Here is a 17,424-nt window from a genome sequence, read left to right as displayed (position 1 = left end):
ATCTACTTCCTTATGATGCGACAGCTTTTTCCGTCGAAAGCAGAGAGTCCCGCCCATGGTTCAGCTCGCATTGCGTCGCCCGTACACATTCATCGTGATGGCGATGCTGATCGTGCTGGCCACGCCTTTTGTCCTGGCGCGCATGGCCACCGACATCTTCCCGGAAATCAACATCCCGGTGGTCAGCGTCATCTGGAACTACACCGGCCTGCCGGCCCAGGAAATGGGGCAGCGCATCTCGGGCCAGGTGGAGCGCGGGCTCACCACCACGGTGAGCGACATCGAGCACATCGAGTCGCAGTCGCTCGCCGGGGTGTCGATCATCAAGGTGTTCTTCCAGCCCACCGCCAACATCGAGATGGCCATCTCGCAGGTGGTGGCCTCCATGCAGGCGCAGGTGCGGCAACTGCCGCCGGGCATCACGCCGCCGCTGGTCATCAAGTACTCGGCCTCCAGCGTGCCGGTGATCCAGCTGGCGCTGTCCAGCCCCACACGCTCTGAAAACTCGCTGTTCGACGCCACCGTCAACCAGCTGCGCCCGCAGCTCATCACGGTGCCGGGCGCGGCCATTCCGTTTCCGTACGGCGGCAAGAACCGGCTGATTTCGGTCGACCTCGACACCCAGGCGCTGCAGGCGCGCGGCCTGTCGCCGGCCGACGTGGTGAACGCCGTCAACACGCAGAACCTGATTCTTCCCTCGGGCACGGCCAAGTTCGGCGGCACCGAATACAACGTGAAGATGAACGGCTCGCCCGACGCCATCGCGGGCCTGAACGACCTGCCGGTGCGCACCGTGAACGGCGCCACCACCTACCTGCGCGACGTGGCCTACGTGCGCGACGGCTTCTCCCCGCAGACCAACGTGGTGCGCCAGGACGGCGTGCGCGGCGTGCTGCTGTCGGTGCTGAAGAACGGCGGCGCCTCCACGCTGGACATCGTGTCGAACATCCGCGCCATGCTGCCCATCGCCGCGCAGACGATGCCCGAGGACATCAAGATCACGCCGCTGTTCGACCAGTCGGTGTTCGTGAAGGCGGCGGTGAAGGGCGTGGTGTTCGAGGCCATCCTGGCCGCCGCGCTCACCGCCGCGATGGTGCTGCTGTTCCTGGGCAACTGGCGCAGCACGCTGATCATCGCGCTGACCATTCCGCTGTCGATCCTCGCGTCGATCCTGGTGCTGTATTCGCTCGGCGAAACGCTCAACCTCATGACGCTGGGCGGGCTGGCGCTGTCGGTCGGCATCCTGGTGGACCAGGCGATCGTGACCATCGAGAACATCGAGCGGCACCTGCACATGGGCACGCCGCTGAAAGAATCCATCGAGGTGGGCGCGGGCGAAATCGGCTCGGCCGCCTTCGTGTCCACGCTGTGCATCTGCATCGTGTTCGTGCCGATGTTCTTCCTCTCGGGCGTGGCGCGCTTCCTGTTCGTGCCGCTGGCCGAGGCGGTGGTGTTCGCCATGCTGGCCTCCTACCTGCTCTCGCGCACGCTGGTGCCCACGCTGGTGATGCTGCTCATGAGCGGCTCGCATGGAAGCGGCCAGGCACCGGCCGAAGGCGCGAAGCAAAGCCCGCTGCAGCGCCTGTACCGCGCCTTCGACCGCCGCTTCGAGCGCGTGCGCCGCGCCTACACGCTGGTGCTGTCGGCGGTGCTGTCGAAGCGGGCCGGGTTCATCGGCCTGTTCCTGGGCTTCTGCCTGCTGTCGTGCCTGCTGTACCCCGCGCTGGGCCGCGACTTCTTCCCGACGGTGGACGCCGGCCAGATCCGCCTGCACCTGCGCGCGCCCACGGGCACCCGCATCGAGGAAACCGCGCGCCTCACCGACCAGGTGGAGGCCGCCATCCGCGAGCTGGTGCCGCCGGACCAGCTCGAGACCATCCTGGACAACCTGGGCGTGCCCAACAGCGGCATCAACCTGTCGTACAGCAACGCCGGCACCATCGGCACCTTCGACGGCGAGCTGCTGCTGTCGCTGAAAGAGGGCCACCGGCCGACCGAGCACTTCGTGTCGGTGCTGCGGGCCGAGCTGCCCCGGCGCTTTCCGGGCATCGAGTTCTTCTTCCAGCCGGCGGACATCGTCACGCAGATCCTGAACTTCGGCCTGCCCGCGGCCATCGACGTGCAGTTCAGCGGCAACGACATGGCCGGCAACGCCGCCCGCGCCGCCGAGCTGACCAAGGCGATCCGCCAGATTCCGGGCGCTGTAGACGCCCATGTGCACCAGCGCCTGGACGGCCCCGCGCTGAGCCTGCAGATGGACCGCACGCGGCTGCAGCAGTACGGGCTGACGGCGGCCAACGTGGGGCAGAACGTGCTCATCGCGCTGTCGGGCAGCTCGCAGACGGCGCCGGCCTTCTGGCTGAACCCGGTGAACGGCGTGGTCTACAGCATCGCGGTGCAGACGCCGCAGTACACCGTCGATTCGCTCGACTCGCTGCTGAACATTCCGGTGGGTGCGGGCGCGGGTGCGGGCGCCGGCGGTGCTGGCTCTGGCGCGCAGCAGTTGCTCGGCAACCTCGTGACCACGCAGGCCGACCGCCAGCCGGCCGTGATGTCGCGCTACAACATCGCGCCGGTCATCGACGTGTACGTGAGCGTGCAGGGCACCGACCTGGCCAGCGTGGCCTCGAAGGTGCAGAAGCTGGTCGACGACATGCGCCCCAAGCTCTCGCGCGGCAGCCGGGTCGAGGTGCGCGGGCAGGTGCAGACCATGCAGTCGTCGTTCGTCGGCCTGGGCGTGGGGCTGGCGATGGCCATCGTGCTGGTGTACCTGCTGATCGTGGTCACCTTCCAGTCGTGGATGGACGCGGCCATCATCATCACCGCGCTGCCGGCCGCGCTGGCGGGCATCGCATGGATGCTGTTCATCACCGGCACCACGCTGAGCGTGCCGGCGCTCACGGGCGCCATCATGACCATGGGCGTGGCCACGGCCAATTCCATCCTGCTGGTGTCGTTCGCGCGTGAACGGCTGGCCGCGGGCATTCCGCCGCTCTCGGCCGCGCTGGAAGCCGGCGCCACCCGCATCCGCCCGGTGCTGATGACGGCGCTGGCCATGGTCATCGGCATGATCCCGATGGCGCTGGGCCTGGGCGAAGGCGCCGAGCAGAACGCGCCGCTGGGCCGCGCGGTGATCGGTGGCCTGATCTTTGCCACGGTGTCGACATTGTTTTTCGTGCCCGCGGTGTTCGCGGGGGTGCACAGTCGGCTTGCGCACCGCCGGGCGGCACGCGAATCCTTGCAACAGCACCAGCTGCCACAACCGCCCGCAACCGGCGCAACGCCCCAGGAGAACTAGGACTTGACCCCCACGCTCATTCACTCCGTGTATTCGCTGCCCCCCGAGGGGGCCGCCGCTCGCCTTGGGAGCGGCCCGGCGCCGAGCTGGTCATGACGCAGCAACGCCATTCGGCATTGGCCATCCACCCCATCGCCGTCGAAGAGGGCGAAGGCGAACTGTTGCGCCGCCGGCAGATCGTGCGGCGCACGCGCTGGCTGGTGCTGATCGTCCTGGTGCTGCTGGCGCTGGGCGCGGCACGCACCGTGTTCGTGCGCATGGCCAATGCCCGCGCGCTCGAAGCCGGCACCACCGAGCGCGCCAAACAGTACGTGCAGACCGCCCTGCCCCGCACGCCCACCGCCGGCCAGACGCTGGCGCTGCCCGGCACGCTGCAGGGCTTCGTGCAGTCGCCCATCGCGGCGCGCGCCAGCGGCTACCTCAAGCGCTGGACCAGGGACATCGGCAGCCGCGTCGAAAAGGGCGAACTGCTCGCCGAGATCGAGACGCCTGAGATCGACCAGCAGCTCTCGCAGGCCGTGGCCGCGCGTGCGCAGGCGGCCTCGGGCCTGGCGCTCGCGCAGAGCACCGCCGAGCGCTGGGAAGCGCTGCGCAAGAAAGACGTGGTTTCGCAGCAAGACCTGGACGAACGCCGCGGCGCCGTGGCGCAGGCCACCTCGAACGTGGCCGCGGCCGATGCCAACGTGCAGCGCCTGAAGCAGACCGAAGGTTTCAAGCGCGTGGTGGCGCCGTTCGCGGGCGTGATCACGCGGCGCAACGTCGACACGGGCGACCTGATCGACGCCGGCGCGGGCGGCGGCGCCGGGCGCGCGCTGTTCCTGCTGGCGCAGACCGACCCGCTGCGCGTGTACATCAACGTGCCGCAGGCCTACGCCCAACTCGTGAAGACGGGCCAGCCGGTGGTGGTGACGCAGGCCGAACTGCGCGGCCAGAGCTTCAAGGGCGAGGTGGCGCGCACGGCCGGCGCCATCGACGCGACCACGCGGATGATGCAGGTCGAGGTGTCGTTGCCCAACAAGGACGGCGCGCTGCTGCCTGGCGCCTACGTGCAGGTGTCGCTGCCGCTGGCGGCCAGCCGCACGCTCACGGTGCCGTCGAACGCGCTGCTGTTCCGCGCCGAGGGCACGCGCATCGCGGTGGTCGGCGCGCAGGGCCGCATCAACCTGCGCCCCGTGACGCTGGGGCGCAACTACGGCGAGAACGTCGAGGTGATCGACGGGCTCGAAGGCACCGACCGCATGGTGCTGAACCCGTCCGATTCGCTCGCCGAAGGCGACGTGGTGGCGGTGGCGCCCGACGCGCCGCCGGCCGCGGCCAAGGGCGCCGCGCCGAAGAAGGAACCGGCGTGAGGCTGCGACCGCCGGCGGCGGCGAAAGTGGGCGCCGTGACAGCGCTCATTGCGCTCATCGCGGGCTGCGCCGTCGGCCCCGACTACAAGACGCCCGACACCCCCCTGCCCGTCAGCTGGAAGCTCGAGGAGCCCTGGCGCGTGAGCGCGCCCAGCGACAGCGCCGACAAGGGCCCGTGGTGGCAGCGCTTCGGCGACGCGCAACTCGACACCCTGCAGGCGCAGGCGATGGCCGGCAGCCCCACGCTCACGATCGCCAATGCACGGCTGGCACAGGCCCGTGCCGCGCTGGCGTCGAACGCAGCCAGCCAGTACCCGCAGCTGGGCCTGGGCACACGCGCATCGCGCCTGAAGATTTCCGCCAACCGGCCGCTCACCAACTACGCGACCTCCAATGCATCGACCGTGCAGAACGACTTTGCGCTGTCGCTCAACGCCAGCTACGAGCTCGACCTGGCCGGCCGCGTGCAGCGCACCGTCGAAGGTGCGACGGCGTCCGCGGAGCAGTCGGCCGCCGACCTGGCCAACACGCGGCTGCTGCTGAGCGCCGACGTGGCCAACAACTACTTCAACCTGCGCTCGACCGACGTCGAGCTCGACGTGATCTCCCGCTCCGTCGGCCTGCAGCGCCGCGCGCTGGAGTTCGTCACGGCGCGCCACGACCTGGGTGCCGTGTCGGGCCTCGACGTGGCGCAGCAGCAGGCGCTGCTGGAAACCACGCTCACCCAGATCGACGTGCTGAAGAAGCAGCGCGCGCAGTACGAGCACGCACTGGCCACCCTCATCGGCACGCCGGCGCCCAATTTCGCGCTGGCGGTGGACCTGCGCGAGATCCGCCCGCCCGCCGTGCCGCTGGGCGTGCCTTCGGACATGCTGCAGCGCCGGCCCGACGTGGCGTCGGCCGAACGCGCCATGGCCGCGGCCAATGCGCAGATCGGCGTGGCCACCGCGGCCTTCTACCCGAGCTTCATGATCTCGCCGACGCTGGGCGTGGACAGCCGCGTGATCGAGTCGCTGTTCAACGGCCCCAGCCTGCTGTGGTCGGTAGGCGTGTCGGCCACGCAGGTGCTGTTCGACGGTGGCCGTGTGCGCGCCAATGTCGACTTTGCCAAAGCCGGCTACGACGCCACCGTGGGCAGCTACCGCCGCACGGTGCTCACTGCCATGCAGGAGGTGGAGGACGGCATCACCGGGTTGTCGGCGCTCGACAGCGCCACCACGCAGGCGCAGGCCGCCGTGACGGCCGCGCGCCGCGTGCTCGACATGGCGACCAGCCGCTACGAAGGCGGTGCCTCGACCTACCTCGACGTGATCACGGCGCAGCAGTCGCTGCTGACGGTGGAGCGCCAGGCCGCGCAGCTGCAGGGGCAGCGGCTGCTGACCTCTGTTTTCCTGGTGAAGGCGCTCGGGGGCGACTGGTGCGGGGCCGGCGACACGGCGGCCGGCTGCCACCTTCAGGGGATGGTCGGCCTGGCCAAAAGCCAGTAGCAGCGCGCCGCCGAACTGACCAGAGCAGAAACAGGCTTCAGAACAGGCTGCCCTGCCCCACCGCCCCCGGCGGCCGGAAGGCGGTGACGTCCAGCGGAATGCGCTCCCGGTTGAAGCCGATGCGGCTCGTGGCTTTCATGAAGCGCTGGTTGATCAGGTCGGCCCACAGGCCCGAGCCCTTCATGCGCGTGGCGAAATCGGCGTCGTAGTCCTTGCCGCCGCGCATGTCGTGAATGCGCGCCATGATGCGCTCCGCCCGCTGCGGGTAGTGCAGCGCGAGCCACTCCTTGAAGAGCGGCGCCACCTCCCACGGCAGCCGCACCACGGTGTAGAAGGCGCTGCGCGCACCGGCCTCCCAGGCGGCTTCGAGCACCTGCTCCATGTCTTCGGTGACGAACGGAATCTGCGGCGCCACGCTCACGCCGACCGGCACGCCCGCGTCCACCAGCGTGCGGATGGTGCGCAGCCGCCGGTGCGGCGCCGCGGCGCGCGGCTCCAGCTTGCGCGCGAGTTCACCGTCGAGCGTGGTCACGGTGATGTACACGGCTGCCAGGCGGTCGGCGGCCATGGGCGCGATCAGGTCGAGGTCGCGCTCGATGGCGCTCGACTTGGTGACCAGCGCGAACGGATGCCGCGTTTCCCGCAGCAGCTCGACGATGGAGCGCGTGAGGCGCAGCTCGCGTTCGATCGGCTGGTAGCAGTCGGTCGCGGTGCCGATGGCGATGTAGCTCGGCCGGTAGCTCTTGCGCCCGAGCTCGCCGCGCAGCACTTCGACGATGTTGCGCTTGGCGATGAGCTTGGTCTCGAAGTCCAGGCCGGGCGACAGGTTCAGGTAGCTGTGCGTGGGGCGCGCGAAGCAATAGATGCAGCCGTGCTCGCAGCCGCGGTACGGGTTGAGCGAGCGGTCGAAGGAGATGTCGGGCGAGTCGTTGTCGTTGAGCACCGACTTCACGTCCTCGAAGCGCACCTCGGTGGCAAGGGGCTGCAACTCGCCGGCTTCGGCCACGCCTTCTTCGAGCGTGCCCCAGCCGTCGTCGAAGGCGTTGCGCTCGTCGCTGGAAAAGCGATGCGCCAGCCGCGTGGCCGCACCGCGGCCCTTGATGGCGTGGATGGGAATCTGGGCAGCGGGCATGGCAACTCCTGGGCGGCTGGATTTACTGTTTATTCATACAGTATTCCACCGATCCACGGTTGTTGCCGACTTTTCTATTTCTCTATTGACAGAAATTTCGCAAATCCTAAACTCGACGCCATGGAACTCACCGACATTCAACGCAAGTTCGTCCTGCACTGGGGCGAAATGGGCTCCATGTGGGGCGTGAACCGCACCGTGTCGCAAATTCACGCCCTGCTCTTCGCCCACGGCAAGCCGATGAACGCCGAAGAGCTGTCCGACACGCTCGGCGTGGCGCGCTCCAACATCAGCAACAGCCTGAAAGAGCTGCAGGCCTGGAACCTGGTGCGCATCACCCACACGCTGGGCGACCGCCGCGACTACTTCGAGACCAGCGTCGACGTGTGGGAGCTGTTTCGCACCGTGGTGCGCGAGCGCAAGGAACGCGAGTTCGACCCCACCGTGCGCGTGCTGCGCGAACTGGTGTCCAGCCCCGACTTCCAGAAGGAGCCGGCCGACGCGCAGGACCGCATCCGCTCGACGATGGAGCTCATGGACAAGCTCGCCACCTGGGCCGACGAAATGCTGCGGCTGTCGCCCGGCACGCTCGACAAGGTGCTGACGCTGGGCGCCAGCGTGCAGAAGTTCGTGCGCGGCGATGCGCCCGCGGCGAGCAAGGGCAGCGACAAGGGCGAAGACCCGGACGCCCACCACGCCAGCCTCCCCATGATCTGAGCCCTTTTTTTGTCCTTTAATTTCTGTTCTGACAGAAATATCGAGAATCAAGAACACCATGACCCATGCCACCGCGCCCGCCTACCCGCTGACTATCTATTTCGACGCCAGCTGCGCCATCTGCAGCACCGAGATGAACCACATGAAGGCGCGCGATGCGGCGGGCCGGCTGCAGCTGGTCGATTGCTCCCCCACCGCATTCAGCGCCGGACCGGCCCCGCGCGATGCGCTGATGGCGGCCATTCATGTGTCGGATGCCCAAGGCCGCGTGTTCGTCGGCGTGCCGGCGATCCGCCTCTGCCGCGCGGCGGTGGGCCTGTCCAGCGGCGGCTTCCTGCTCGACCTGCCGCTCGTCGCGCCGCTGGCCGACCGCGCCTATGCGCTGCTGGCACGCAACCGCTACCGCATTCCACGCTGGCTGGCCGCCAGGCTGGCGGGGCGCGTGGCGCCTTCCTGTGACGACGGCAACTGCCGCCTCTGAGAACCGCCGAAGCACCAGCAAGGGAATCGCCATGCCCACTGTTTTCCAGACCGAGCTCCGCATGCCCCACGAAACGCCCGTGCCTGCACCGACGCACCACGCCGGCGCCCCCATCACCGCCCAGGACACACAGCACTACTTCACCGAAGTGGCGCTCGACTACAGCGCCTGGAGCCCAAGCTACAACATGCATTTCGGCTACTGGCGCGCCGGGCTGAACCCGCTGCGGCGCGAAGGCATGCTGGTCGAGATGAACCGCGTGATCGGTCGCGCGCTGCGGCTCCCCGAGGCAACGCAAGGCGCCGCACCGCGCCGCTGCGTGCTCGACCTGGGCTGCGGCGCCGGCGCCACCGCGCGCACGCTGGTCGGCGACGACCGCTCGCTGTACGCCGTCACCGTGACCAACGTGCCGGTGCAGAACCGCATTGCCGCCCGGCTCGACGCCGCCGCGGGCGTGGCCGACCGCATGGCGCACCTAGAGGCCGACTACACCCGCACCGGCCTGCCCGCCGCGCAGGCCGACGGCGCCTGGGCCGTCGAAAGCGCCTGCTACGCCGACGGCACCGCCAAGGCCGGCTTCGTGCGCGAGGCCGCGCGCCTGCTCAAGCCCGGCGCGCGCCTGGCGGTGGTCGACGGCTTCCTGCTGCGGCGCGAACCTAGCCGCATCGCCGGCTGGCTGCACCGCCTGTGGGCCGACAGTTGGGCCGTGCCCACGCTGGCCGTGCGCGACGACTTCGTCGCGGCGTTGCGCGCGCACGGCTTCGAGGACATCGAGGTCAAGTCGCTGCGCTGGCGGGTGGCGCCCAGCGCGTTGCACATCCCCGTGCTGGCCACGCGCTTCACGCTGGCCGAGCTGTGGAAGGCGCGCGGCCGGCTCGGCCCCTGGCGGCGCAAGCACATCGTGGCGAGCTATTGCGCGCTGGCGCTGGGCATGTTCTGGCGCGACTTCGACTACTGCATGGTCACTGCGAAGCGCAGCGCCGATTGAACGAACCACACAAGCACACACAACGAAAGAGGAGAAGAGGCTTCCCATGCGCAACGACACAACGGAAGAAAGCAGGTTCTCGGGGCTGACGCCCATCGAGCAACCGGTCAACGACATGCAGGACGCGCCCCGGCGCCGAATGCCCTTCGCCTGGTTCTGGCCCATCCTGGCCGGGGCGCTCGTCGCGCTGGTGCTGCGCATCGTCTTCAGCGGCGGGCCGGGCCACCGCTTCTCGCCGATGCTCGGCGCCTTCGTGTACTTCGTGCCCGCGGTGTGCGGCGCGGTCACGGTGTACATGGCCGAGCGCATCGAGCGGCGCAGCTGGGGCTACTACCTCTGGGCGCCGTGGGTGGCGACCGCGCTGTTCGTCGCCGGCACGCTGGCCGTGTTCATCGAGGGGATCATCTGCGCCATCGTCATCGTGCCGCTGTTCGCGGTAATGGGCAGCGTCGGGGGGCTGGCGATGGGCATCGTGTGCCGCATCACCAACTGGCCGAAGCCGGCCCTCTACGGCTTTGCGCTGCTGCCCTTGCTGCTCGGCGGCATCGAGCCCCAGCTGCCCAACCCCGACCAGTTCTCCCACACCTCGCGCACCGTCTTCATCGCCGCGCCGGCCGAGCGGGTGTGGCATGCGCTCAACGAGGCGCGCGACATCCGTCCCGACGAGGTCGGCGACGCGTGGGCCTTTCGCATCGGCGTGCCGATGCCGCTGTCCGGCGTGACCGTCGAGACGCCAGAGGGCCGCGTGCGCCAGGTGCAGTGGCAGAAGAACGTGCACTTCGAAGAAGTCATCACCGAGTGGCAGCCCGGGCGCCTGCTGAAGTGGCGCTATCGCTTCGCGCCCGAGTCCTTTCCCGCCGGCGCGCTGGACGACCACGTGATGATCGGCGGCCAGTACTTCGACCTGCGCGACACCAGCTACACGCTGACCCCGCGCGAGGGCGGCACCGAACTGCGCATCGACGTGTCGTGGCGCCTGAGCACACGCTTCAACTGGTATGCGGACCGCGTGCTGCAAGCCCTGCTGGGCAACGGCTCGGAGAACATCCTGCGCTTCTACAAGGCGCGCAGCGAAGCCGCTGCCGTGGCGGCCGGATGACGCAACCCGTGTTCCAGCAGGTGCTGGGCCCCGCGTGGGAGCGGCTGGGCGACGTCGTCAGGCGGCATTACGCGATGGCGCCGTTCTCCGACGACCACGTGTGCGTGCGCGGCGTCATGAGCGAGGTCTGGCACGCGCCCTGGGCCGCTTTGCTGATGCCCTTCGGCCGGCTCTTCGGTGCGCTGGTGCCGCACGCGGGCACCGACATACCGATCGAGGTGCACTACCGCTGCCACCCCGACAACGCCAACCTGTACTGGAACCGTGTTTTCCACTTCTCCGGCCAGCCGCACTTTCACTTCCGCTCGCACATGGAACACGACGCGGGCCGAGGCAGCGAGGTGATCGAGTACGTGCGCTTCGGCATCGGCATGCGCCTGGGGGTGAGCGCGGAAGAAGGCGCCCTGGTGTTCCGCGACCTGGGCTACATCTGGCGCATCGGGGGCCTGCGCGTCCCGCTGCCGCTGGGCCTGTTGCTCGGCACCGCCTACGTCGAGGAGCGCCCCGATCCACGCAGCGCCGAGCACTTCACCATGAAGATGCGGCTGCGCCACCGCTGGTTCGGCGACGTGTTCCGCTACAGCGGTCGTTTTCACCTGGCCCCACGCTTGGGGCCACAATGAACGCACCATGCCGCGCCGACCTGAAAACCTCCACTCGCAATACCACGCCCACGTCTATTTCGCGCCCGCCACGCTGGCGCAGGCCCGTGCCCTGTGCGAGCGCGCCGGGCATGAACTGATGGTGGTGGTCGGGCGCGTGCACGAGCGGCTGGTGGGGCCGCATCCGCACTGGAGCTGTCAGCTCGCCTTCGACGCGGCCGAGTTCGACCAGGTCATCGGCTGGCTCGACGGCAACCGCGACGGCCTCGACGTGTTCGTTCATGGCGTGACAGGCGACGACTTTGCCGACCACACGGCGCATGCCATGTGGCTGGGCGAGGAAAGCGCGCTCGATCTGCGGATGTTCAGGCACTAGAACGAGAACTAGAACTCGGCGTCGAGCTCGTCGATTTCTTCGGGCTCCTTCTTCGCCTCGGCCACCCATTCCTTCATGGCAGGCAGCTCCATCACGCGCTTGCAGTAGGCCGTGCAGGTGCTGTCCAGCGCCACGTCGTAGCTCAGGAAGCGCGTGACCACCGGCGCGTACATCGCGTCGGCCATGCCCGGCTGCTTGCCGAACAGGAAGGGCCCGCCGTAGGCCTTCAGGCATTCGCGCCAGATGGCGACGATGCGGTCGATGTCGGCCTGCGCGCGCGACCACACCTTGAAGTTCTTGAAGTGGGCCTTGATGTTCATCGGCAGCGCGCCGCGCATCGAGGCGAAGCCCGAGTGCATCTCGCCGCAGATGGCGCGGCAGTGGGCGCGCGCGGCCACGTCGTCGGGCAGCAGGCCGGCCTTGGGCTTGATCTCGTTCAGGTACTCGCCGATGGCCAGCGTGTCCCATACCTTCACGCCGCCATGCTGCAGCGAGGGCACCAGCATGGAAGACGACAGCAGCAGCATCTCGGCCTTCATGGCCGGATCGTCGGGCGGGATGACCTTCTCGCTGAAGTCCAGCCCGGCCAGCCTGCACATCAGCCAGCCGCGCAGCGACCACGCGCCGTAGTTCTTGCTGCTGATGGTGAGAACGGGTTTGGCCATCGGGAAGCTCCTTGGTCGTTGCAGCACTGCGTGCAAGCGCCATGCCATGCGGCTGGCCCGCAACTTGCCTGCACCATGTTCATGCTGTACCGGGCCTATCAGAACCAAGCCGACCTGCTCTCACCGGCGCGCCTGGCGGCGCAATTCCTGGGCAAGGCCCTCTGGCAGGACGGCACGGAGCGCACTCCGGTGCGGCGCATGGCCGCCCAGTTCGAGGTGTTCTCGCGCATGCGGCTCACCCACACGCGGCCGCCCTACGGCATCGACAGCGTGCCGGTCGCCGGCGTCGATGTGGCCGTGCACGAGGAGACGGCGCTGGTGTCGCCCTTCGGCACGCTGCTGCATTTCAAGAAGGACATCAAGGCGGTGCACCCGCCCGTGCTGCTGGTTGCACCACTCTCGGGCCATTTCGCCACGCTGCTGCGCGAAACCGTGCGCACCTTGCTGCACGACCACGACGTGTACCTGACCGACTGGCACAACGCGCGCGACGTGCCGCTGTGGCACGGCGGCTTCAGCCTGGACGACTACACGCTGCAGCTCATCCAGTTTCTGGAGGCCATCGGCCCGGGCGGGCACATGGTCGCGGTCTGCCAGCCCTGCGTGGCCGCGCTGGCCGCCACCGCGCTCATGGCCGAAGACGACAACCCGGCCACGCCGCGCAGCCTGACGCTGATGGCCGGCCCGGTCGATTGCCGCATCAACCCGACCGGGGTGAACGTGCTGGCCACCAGCAAGCCCATCGAATGGTTCCGCCGCAACCTCATCAGCCATGTGCCGTGGCCGCATGCGGGCGTGATGCGGCGCGTGTACCCGGGCTTCCTGCAGCTCTCGGCCTTCATGAGCATGAACCCCGAGCGGCACAAGAAGCAGTTCCAGGACATGGTCACGCACCTGATCGAGGGCGACCTCGAAAAGGCCCGCACCATCGGCACCTTCTACGACGAGTACCTGGCGGTGAACGACCTGCCGGCCGAGTTCTACCTGGAGACGGTGGAGCGCGTGTTCCAGACCTACGACCTGCCGCGCGGCGTGCTCACCGTGGGCGAGCGCACCGTGAACCCCGCCGCCATCCGCCGCACCGCGCTGCTGACGGTGGAAGGCGAGCGCGACGACATCTGCGCCGTGGGCCAGACGGTGGCGGCGCAAGACCTGTGCACCAACATTCGCCCGTACCTGAAAACGCACCATCTGCAGGCCGGCGTGGGGCACTACGGCGTGTTCAGCGGCAGCAAGTGGAACGCGCAGATCTATCCGCGGGTGCGAGAGACGATCTACGCTGCGGCCGAATTGCACTGATCGCGCTGTTGCGCGTGTTTCAGCTGAAGGTGGCGGCTGAGGTGGTCACAGTTTGTGACCACGCTTCACGGTCTCACATCGTCGAGCGTCACACGCCTAACGCCGCCCCCGCGTGCCCTTGGTCATGCGCCTCAAGCTCAACTCGCCGCCCTGCGGCAGCTTGTCGCGCAGGTAGGCAATGAGCTCCTGCGCCACCACGTTGCGCATCGGCCCCGGCAGGTAGGCCAGCACCACGCGGCGCTCGATGCGCGGCTTCAGCAGCGGCACCACCACCAGCTCGGGGTCGCGCAGCGACGAGGTGTACAGGCGCGGCATCAGGCCCAGCGCCTGGCCGCTGCGCACCAGCGCATAGAGGGTTTCGGAATAGCTCACGCGGTACGGCTCCGCGCCCTGTGCGAACTGCGCGCGCGCCGGATTGCCCAGCGCCGGCATGCTGCCGCTTTCGAACAGCACCAGCCGCTCGCGGCCAATGGCCTCCCAGTTCGCGTCGCCGGCCGCCGCCAGCGCATGGTCGCGCCGCACCACCAGCACCAGCGGGTCGCGGAACAGGTCGATGCAGGTCAGTCCGCCCGGCGGCTCGGTGATGGCGGCCACCGCCATGTCGATCTGGCCGCTGCGCAGTTCGGCCAGCAGCGTGTTCGACGGGGCGTCGCGCCAGGCCAGCTCCACCTCGCGCTGGCCACTCTTCAGGAACTCGCTGGCCGCGGCCGTCACGCGCGCGCTGGCGGAGGGAATGACGCCGATGCGCACGAACGCCCTGCCCCGCTGCACCGTGCTCTCGATGTCGCGCAGCGCCACCTCGAAGGTGTTGACCAGGAAATCGGTGCGCGCCAGCACCTCCGCGCCCACGGGCGTGAGCTCCAGGCGGTGGGTGGAACGCGTGAGCAGCTCGGCGCCCAGCAGCTTTTCCATCTGCTTGATGGCGTTGCTCAGGGCTGGCTGAGTGATGGCCAGCCGCTTGGCCGCGCGGCCGAACTGGCCTTCTTCCACCAGCACCGAAAAGAACTGCAGCTGGCGCAAGGTGAGCGCACGCAAGGGCAACGGTAGCGGCAAGGCGGCCATCGGCACTCCCGGTTGCTTCGGTTATTGATTCAGTGAATCAAATTATAGAAATTCAAAATTTTCTTTATGGGGCCGCCGTTACTAGACTGGCCCGCATGACCAGCTCCACCCCTGCACTTTTGACGCTGGAAGCCTTCCTGCACGCGATACCCAAGGTCGAGCTGCACTGCCACCTGTTCGGCACCGTGCGCCACGAGACCTTCAAGCAGCTCAACCTGCGCGCCGGCGCACCGCTGGCGGCCGACGAGATCGATGGCTTCTACACGCGCGGCGAAAAACCGGTGGGGGTGCTGCGCGTGCTGCGCGCGCTCGACGCCCAGCTGGTGCGCAGCGCCGGCGACCTCTACCAGCTCACGCTCGAGTACCTGCAGGACGCGGCCTCGCACAACGTGCGCCACGCCGAGTTCTTCTGGAATCCGACCGGCACGGTGCACGGCTCGGGCATTCCCTACGCCATGGCGCAAGGCGCGATCGTGCGCGCCATTCAGGACGCACAGCAGGAGTTCGGCATCGCCGGGCGCCTCATTGCAGCCATCGACCGCGAAGCCAGCCCCGAGGCGGCCGTGGAGATGGTGGAGTGGGTCAAGGCGCACCGCTGCGACGAGGTGATCGGCATCGGCATCGACTACCGCGAGGTCGACCGGCCGCCCGAGCTGTTCACGCAGGCCTATGCCGCGGCCTGCAAGGCCGGCCTGAAGACCACCGCGCACGCGGGCGAGTTCGGCATGCCCTGGACCAACGTGCGCACCGCGCTCGACGTGCTGCAGGTTGACCGCATCGACCACGGCTACACGGTGGTCGACCAGCCCGACTTCGCGCGCCAGTGCGCCGAGCGCGGCGTGCTCTTCACCGTGGTGCCCACCAACTCGTACTACCTGCGCACGCTGGCGCCCGAGCGCTGGGCGCTGGACCACCCGATTCGCCGCATGCCCGGCCTGGGCCTGCGCATCCACCCCAACACCGACGACCCGACGCTGCACAAGGTGACACCCACAGAGGCCTGGCTGATGATGGTGCGCGACTTCGGCTTCGGCCTGGACGACCTGCGCGGCTTCATGCACAACGGGCTGGACGGCGCCTGGATCGACGACGCGCAGCGCCGCGAATGGCGCACGCAGTGGAGCGAGGCCTTCGATTCGCTGCGCGCGCGCCTGCACACCGAACCCGTTCCTTCCGCCCCTCCTGCCCCTCCCCCCCTCGGATGACTCCCGCCATGAACACCCCTCGACGCCTGCTCCTTGCCACCGCGCTCTGCGCCTGGCTTCCCGCCGTGGCCTTCGCGCAGGCGTGGCCCACGGCCAAGCCCATCACGCTGATCGTTCCCTACACGGCTGGCGGCAGCGTGGACGTCAACGCGCGCCTCGTGGCGCAGCGGCTCGGCGAGCGGCTCAGGCAGTCGGTGGTGATCGAGAACGTGAGCGGCGCGGGCGGCGCCATCGGCGTGGCCAAGGGGGTGAACGCATCGCCCGACGGCTACACGCTGGTGGTCGGGCCCGACAGCGCCATCGCCATCGGCAAGCTGGTCAACCCGACGGCCTTCCGCTTCGATCCGCTGAAAGACCTGGCGCCGGTCGGCCTGCTCAACACCGCGCCGATGGTGCTGGTGGCGCGCCCCGGCCTGGAGGCGCAGACCTTCGCCGACTTCGTGAAGCTCGCGAAGGCAAAGCCCGGCAAGTACAACTACGCCACCTCCGGCGTGGGCACGGTGCTGCAGCTCGCCATGGAACTGCTGAAGGAGCGCAGCGGCATCTTCGTGACGCACGTGCCCTACCGCGGCGGCGCGCAGATCGCCACCGACGTGATCGGCGACCAGGTCGACCTGGCGATGCTGGTGAGCACCAGCGCCATTCCGCATGTGAACGGCAAGCGCCTGAAGGCGCTGGGCATCACCAGCAGCAAGCGGCTGGCCGCGTTGCCCAACGTGCCCACCTTCGACGAGATGCCCGGCCTGAAGGGCTTCGACATGGTGAGCTGGACGGGCATCTTCGCGCCCGCGAAGACGCCGCCGGCCGTGGTGGCGCAGATCAACCAGGCGCTGAACGCGGTGCTGCAGGAAGAAGGCGTGCGCACCAGGCTGATGGAACAAGGCGCGCTGCCGGGCAGCGGCACCCCGGAGAGCTTCGGTGCATTCGTGCAGGCGGAGTACGCACGCAACCAGAAGATCGTGCAGACCGCCAACATCAAGGAGTAAAAAGCCCGCCCGCAGCCTACGCGCACTGCGTGTCGCTTCTCCTACCCCCCCGCCGGGGGCAACACCTGAGGCCCGGCGAAGCCGGTTCCCCGGTGCTTCTGGAACAGACCGGGTCGGGTCAGCCGGTCTTGCTCTCGTCTTCCGCCGGCCAGTCGCGGATGTAGGCCTTGAGCATCTTGTTCTCGAAGTTCTGGCTGTCGACCACGGCCTTGGCCACGTCGTAGAAGCTGATCACGCCCATCAGCATGCGCTTGTCCATCACGGGCATGTAGCGCGCGTGGCGCTCCAGCATGATGCGGCGGATTTCGTCGAGGTCGGTTTCCAGCGTGCAGGTGACGGGGGCGTCGTCCATGGCCTTGCGCACGAGCGTGGTGCCGACCTGGCCGCCGTTGTTGACGATGGCGACGATCACTTCCCGGAAGGTGAGCATGCCGACCAGGTCGCCATGCTCCATGACCACCAGCGAACCGATGTCCTTCTCCGCCATGGTGGTGGCGGCTTCTGCCAGCTTGTCGTCTGGTGTGATGGTGAAGAGCGTATTGCCCTTCACGCGAAGGATGTCGCTGACTTTCATCGTGTGCTCCTCTCGGGACTCAATCTCGGCTATCTCTGGGCTGGGTCGGCGGCGTGCCGTTTTTGAATATAGCCCACAATCGGCGCCGACCTGCACGCCCCTGT

Annotated in this window: 16 protein-coding genes; 12 read left to right on the top strand and 4 right to left on the bottom strand. The window is 68.5% G+C overall.

Translation table 11 applies throughout. The features are described 5' to 3' along the window. Positions 1-55 precede the first annotated feature (55 nt). From ACSFA5_RS07875 to ACSFA5_RS07865, 3 genes are all read left to right on the top strand, one after another. Entirely contained in the window at positions 56-3,298 is a 3,243-nt protein-coding gene (locus ACSFA5_RS07875; protein ID WP_435443468.1) for an efflux RND transporter permease subunit, read from the top strand. A 92-nt stretch (positions 3,299-3,390) separates the two neighbouring features. Further along, positions 3,391-4,647, top strand: a complete 1,257-nt coding sequence (locus tag ACSFA5_RS07870) for an efflux RND transporter periplasmic adaptor subunit (protein ID WP_435443467.1) — start codon at positions 3,391-3,393, stop codon at positions 4,645-4,647. Continuing rightward, entirely contained in the window at positions 4,644-6,134 is a 1,491-nt protein-coding gene (locus tag ACSFA5_RS07865) for an efflux transporter outer membrane subunit (protein WP_435443466.1), read from the top strand. The genes ACSFA5_RS07870 and ACSFA5_RS07865 overlap by 4 nt, the downstream gene beginning before the upstream one ends. A 37-nt stretch (positions 6,135-6,171) precedes the next feature. On the opposite strand, the gene ACSFA5_RS07860 is transcribed toward ACSFA5_RS07865, so the two are convergent. Next, positions 6,172-7,266 (bottom strand): PA0069 family radical SAM protein, encoded by a 1,095-nt coding sequence (locus tag ACSFA5_RS07860; RefSeq protein WP_435443465.1) that lies wholly within the window; start codon positions 7,264-7,266, stop codon positions 6,172-6,174. A 120-nt stretch (positions 7,267-7,386) separates the two neighbouring features. On the opposite strand from ACSFA5_RS07860, the gene ACSFA5_RS07855 reads away from it, so the two are divergent. The 6 genes from ACSFA5_RS07855 to ACSFA5_RS07830 are packed head-to-tail and all read left to right on the top strand — an operon-like array spanning position 7,387 to position 11,529. Further along, positions 7,387-7,983, top strand: a complete 597-nt coding sequence (locus tag ACSFA5_RS07855; protein WP_435443464.1) for a GbsR/MarR family transcriptional regulator — start codon at positions 7,387-7,389, stop codon at positions 7,981-7,983. Positions 7,984-8,041: 58 nt separating this feature from the next. After that, positions 8,042-8,464: a thiol-disulfide oxidoreductase DCC family protein gene (locus ACSFA5_RS07850; protein WP_435443463.1), complete on the top strand. Its 423-nt coding sequence runs from the start codon at positions 8,042-8,044 to the stop codon at positions 8,462-8,464. Between the two features lie 31 nt (positions 8,465-8,495). Continuing rightward, positions 8,496-9,452 carry an SAM-dependent methyltransferase gene (locus ACSFA5_RS07845; RefSeq protein ID WP_435443462.1) on the top strand — a complete coding sequence of 319 codons (957 nt, stop codon included), beginning with the start codon at positions 8,496-8,498 and terminating at the stop codon, positions 9,450-9,452. A 46-nt stretch (positions 9,453-9,498) separates the two neighbouring features. Beyond that, positions 9,499-10,551, top strand: a complete 1,053-nt coding sequence (locus ACSFA5_RS07840; protein ID WP_435443461.1) for an SRPBCC family protein — start codon at positions 9,499-9,501, stop codon at positions 10,549-10,551. Next, the gene (locus tag ACSFA5_RS07835) at positions 10,548-11,174 is read left to right on the top strand and encodes a DUF4166 domain-containing protein (RefSeq protein WP_435443460.1); all 627 of its coding nucleotides are present in this window, start codon (positions 10,548-10,550) and stop codon (positions 11,172-11,174) included. Before ACSFA5_RS07840 ends, ACSFA5_RS07835 begins: the two co-directional genes overlap by 4 nt. Before the next feature lie 7 nt (positions 11,175-11,181). After that, the gene (locus ACSFA5_RS07830; protein WP_435443459.1) at positions 11,182-11,529 is read left to right on the top strand and encodes a DOPA 4,5-dioxygenase family protein; all 348 of its coding nucleotides are present in this window, start codon (positions 11,182-11,184) and stop codon (positions 11,527-11,529) included. An 8-nt stretch (positions 11,530-11,537) separates the two neighbouring features. On the opposite strand, the gene ACSFA5_RS07825 is transcribed toward ACSFA5_RS07830, so the two are convergent. Further along, the gene (locus tag ACSFA5_RS07825) at positions 11,538-12,194 is read right to left on the bottom strand and encodes a glutathione S-transferase family protein (RefSeq protein WP_435443458.1); all 657 of its coding nucleotides are present in this window, start codon (positions 12,192-12,194) and stop codon (positions 11,538-11,540) included. An 81-nt stretch (positions 12,195-12,275) separates the two neighbouring features. Between ACSFA5_RS07825 and ACSFA5_RS07820 the strand changes: the two genes are divergently transcribed. Continuing rightward, the gene (locus tag ACSFA5_RS07820) at positions 12,276-13,493 is read left to right on the top strand and encodes a polyhydroxyalkanoate depolymerase (protein WP_435444078.1); all 1,218 of its coding nucleotides are present in this window, start codon (positions 12,276-12,278) and stop codon (positions 13,491-13,493) included. 96 nt (positions 13,494-13,589) lie between these two features. Here ACSFA5_RS07820 and ACSFA5_RS07815 read toward each other — a convergent pair whose 3' ends face one another. Next, positions 13,590-14,555, bottom strand: a complete 966-nt coding sequence (locus tag ACSFA5_RS07815) for a LysR family transcriptional regulator (protein ID WP_435443457.1) — start codon at positions 14,553-14,555, stop codon at positions 13,590-13,592. 95 nt (positions 14,556-14,650) lie between these two features. On the opposite strand from ACSFA5_RS07815, the gene ACSFA5_RS07810 reads away from it, so the two are divergent. Next, positions 14,651-15,760 (top strand): adenosine deaminase family protein, encoded by a 1,110-nt coding sequence (locus tag ACSFA5_RS07810; protein WP_435443456.1) that lies wholly within the window; start codon positions 14,651-14,653, stop codon positions 15,758-15,760. 8 nt (positions 15,761-15,768) lie between these two features. Further along, entirely contained in the window at positions 15,769-16,746 is a 978-nt protein-coding gene (locus ACSFA5_RS07805; RefSeq protein ID WP_435443455.1) for a Bug family tripartite tricarboxylate transporter substrate binding protein, read from the top strand. A 118-nt stretch (positions 16,747-16,864) separates the two neighbouring features. Here ACSFA5_RS07805 and ACSFA5_RS07800 read toward each other — a convergent pair whose 3' ends face one another. Beyond that, positions 16,865-17,320: a CBS domain-containing protein gene (locus ACSFA5_RS07800; RefSeq protein WP_435435493.1), complete on the bottom strand. Its 456-nt coding sequence runs from the start codon at positions 17,318-17,320 to the stop codon at positions 16,865-16,867. Positions 17,321-17,424: the final 104 nt, after the last annotated feature.

The organism is Variovorax monticola (assembly GCF_051216855.1).
Classification (GTDB): domain Bacteria; phylum Pseudomonadota; class Gammaproteobacteria; order Burkholderiales; family Burkholderiaceae_C; genus Variovorax.
Note: the sequence above shows the minus strand (reverse complement) of the source record. Positions and strands in the feature narration are given on the sequence as shown.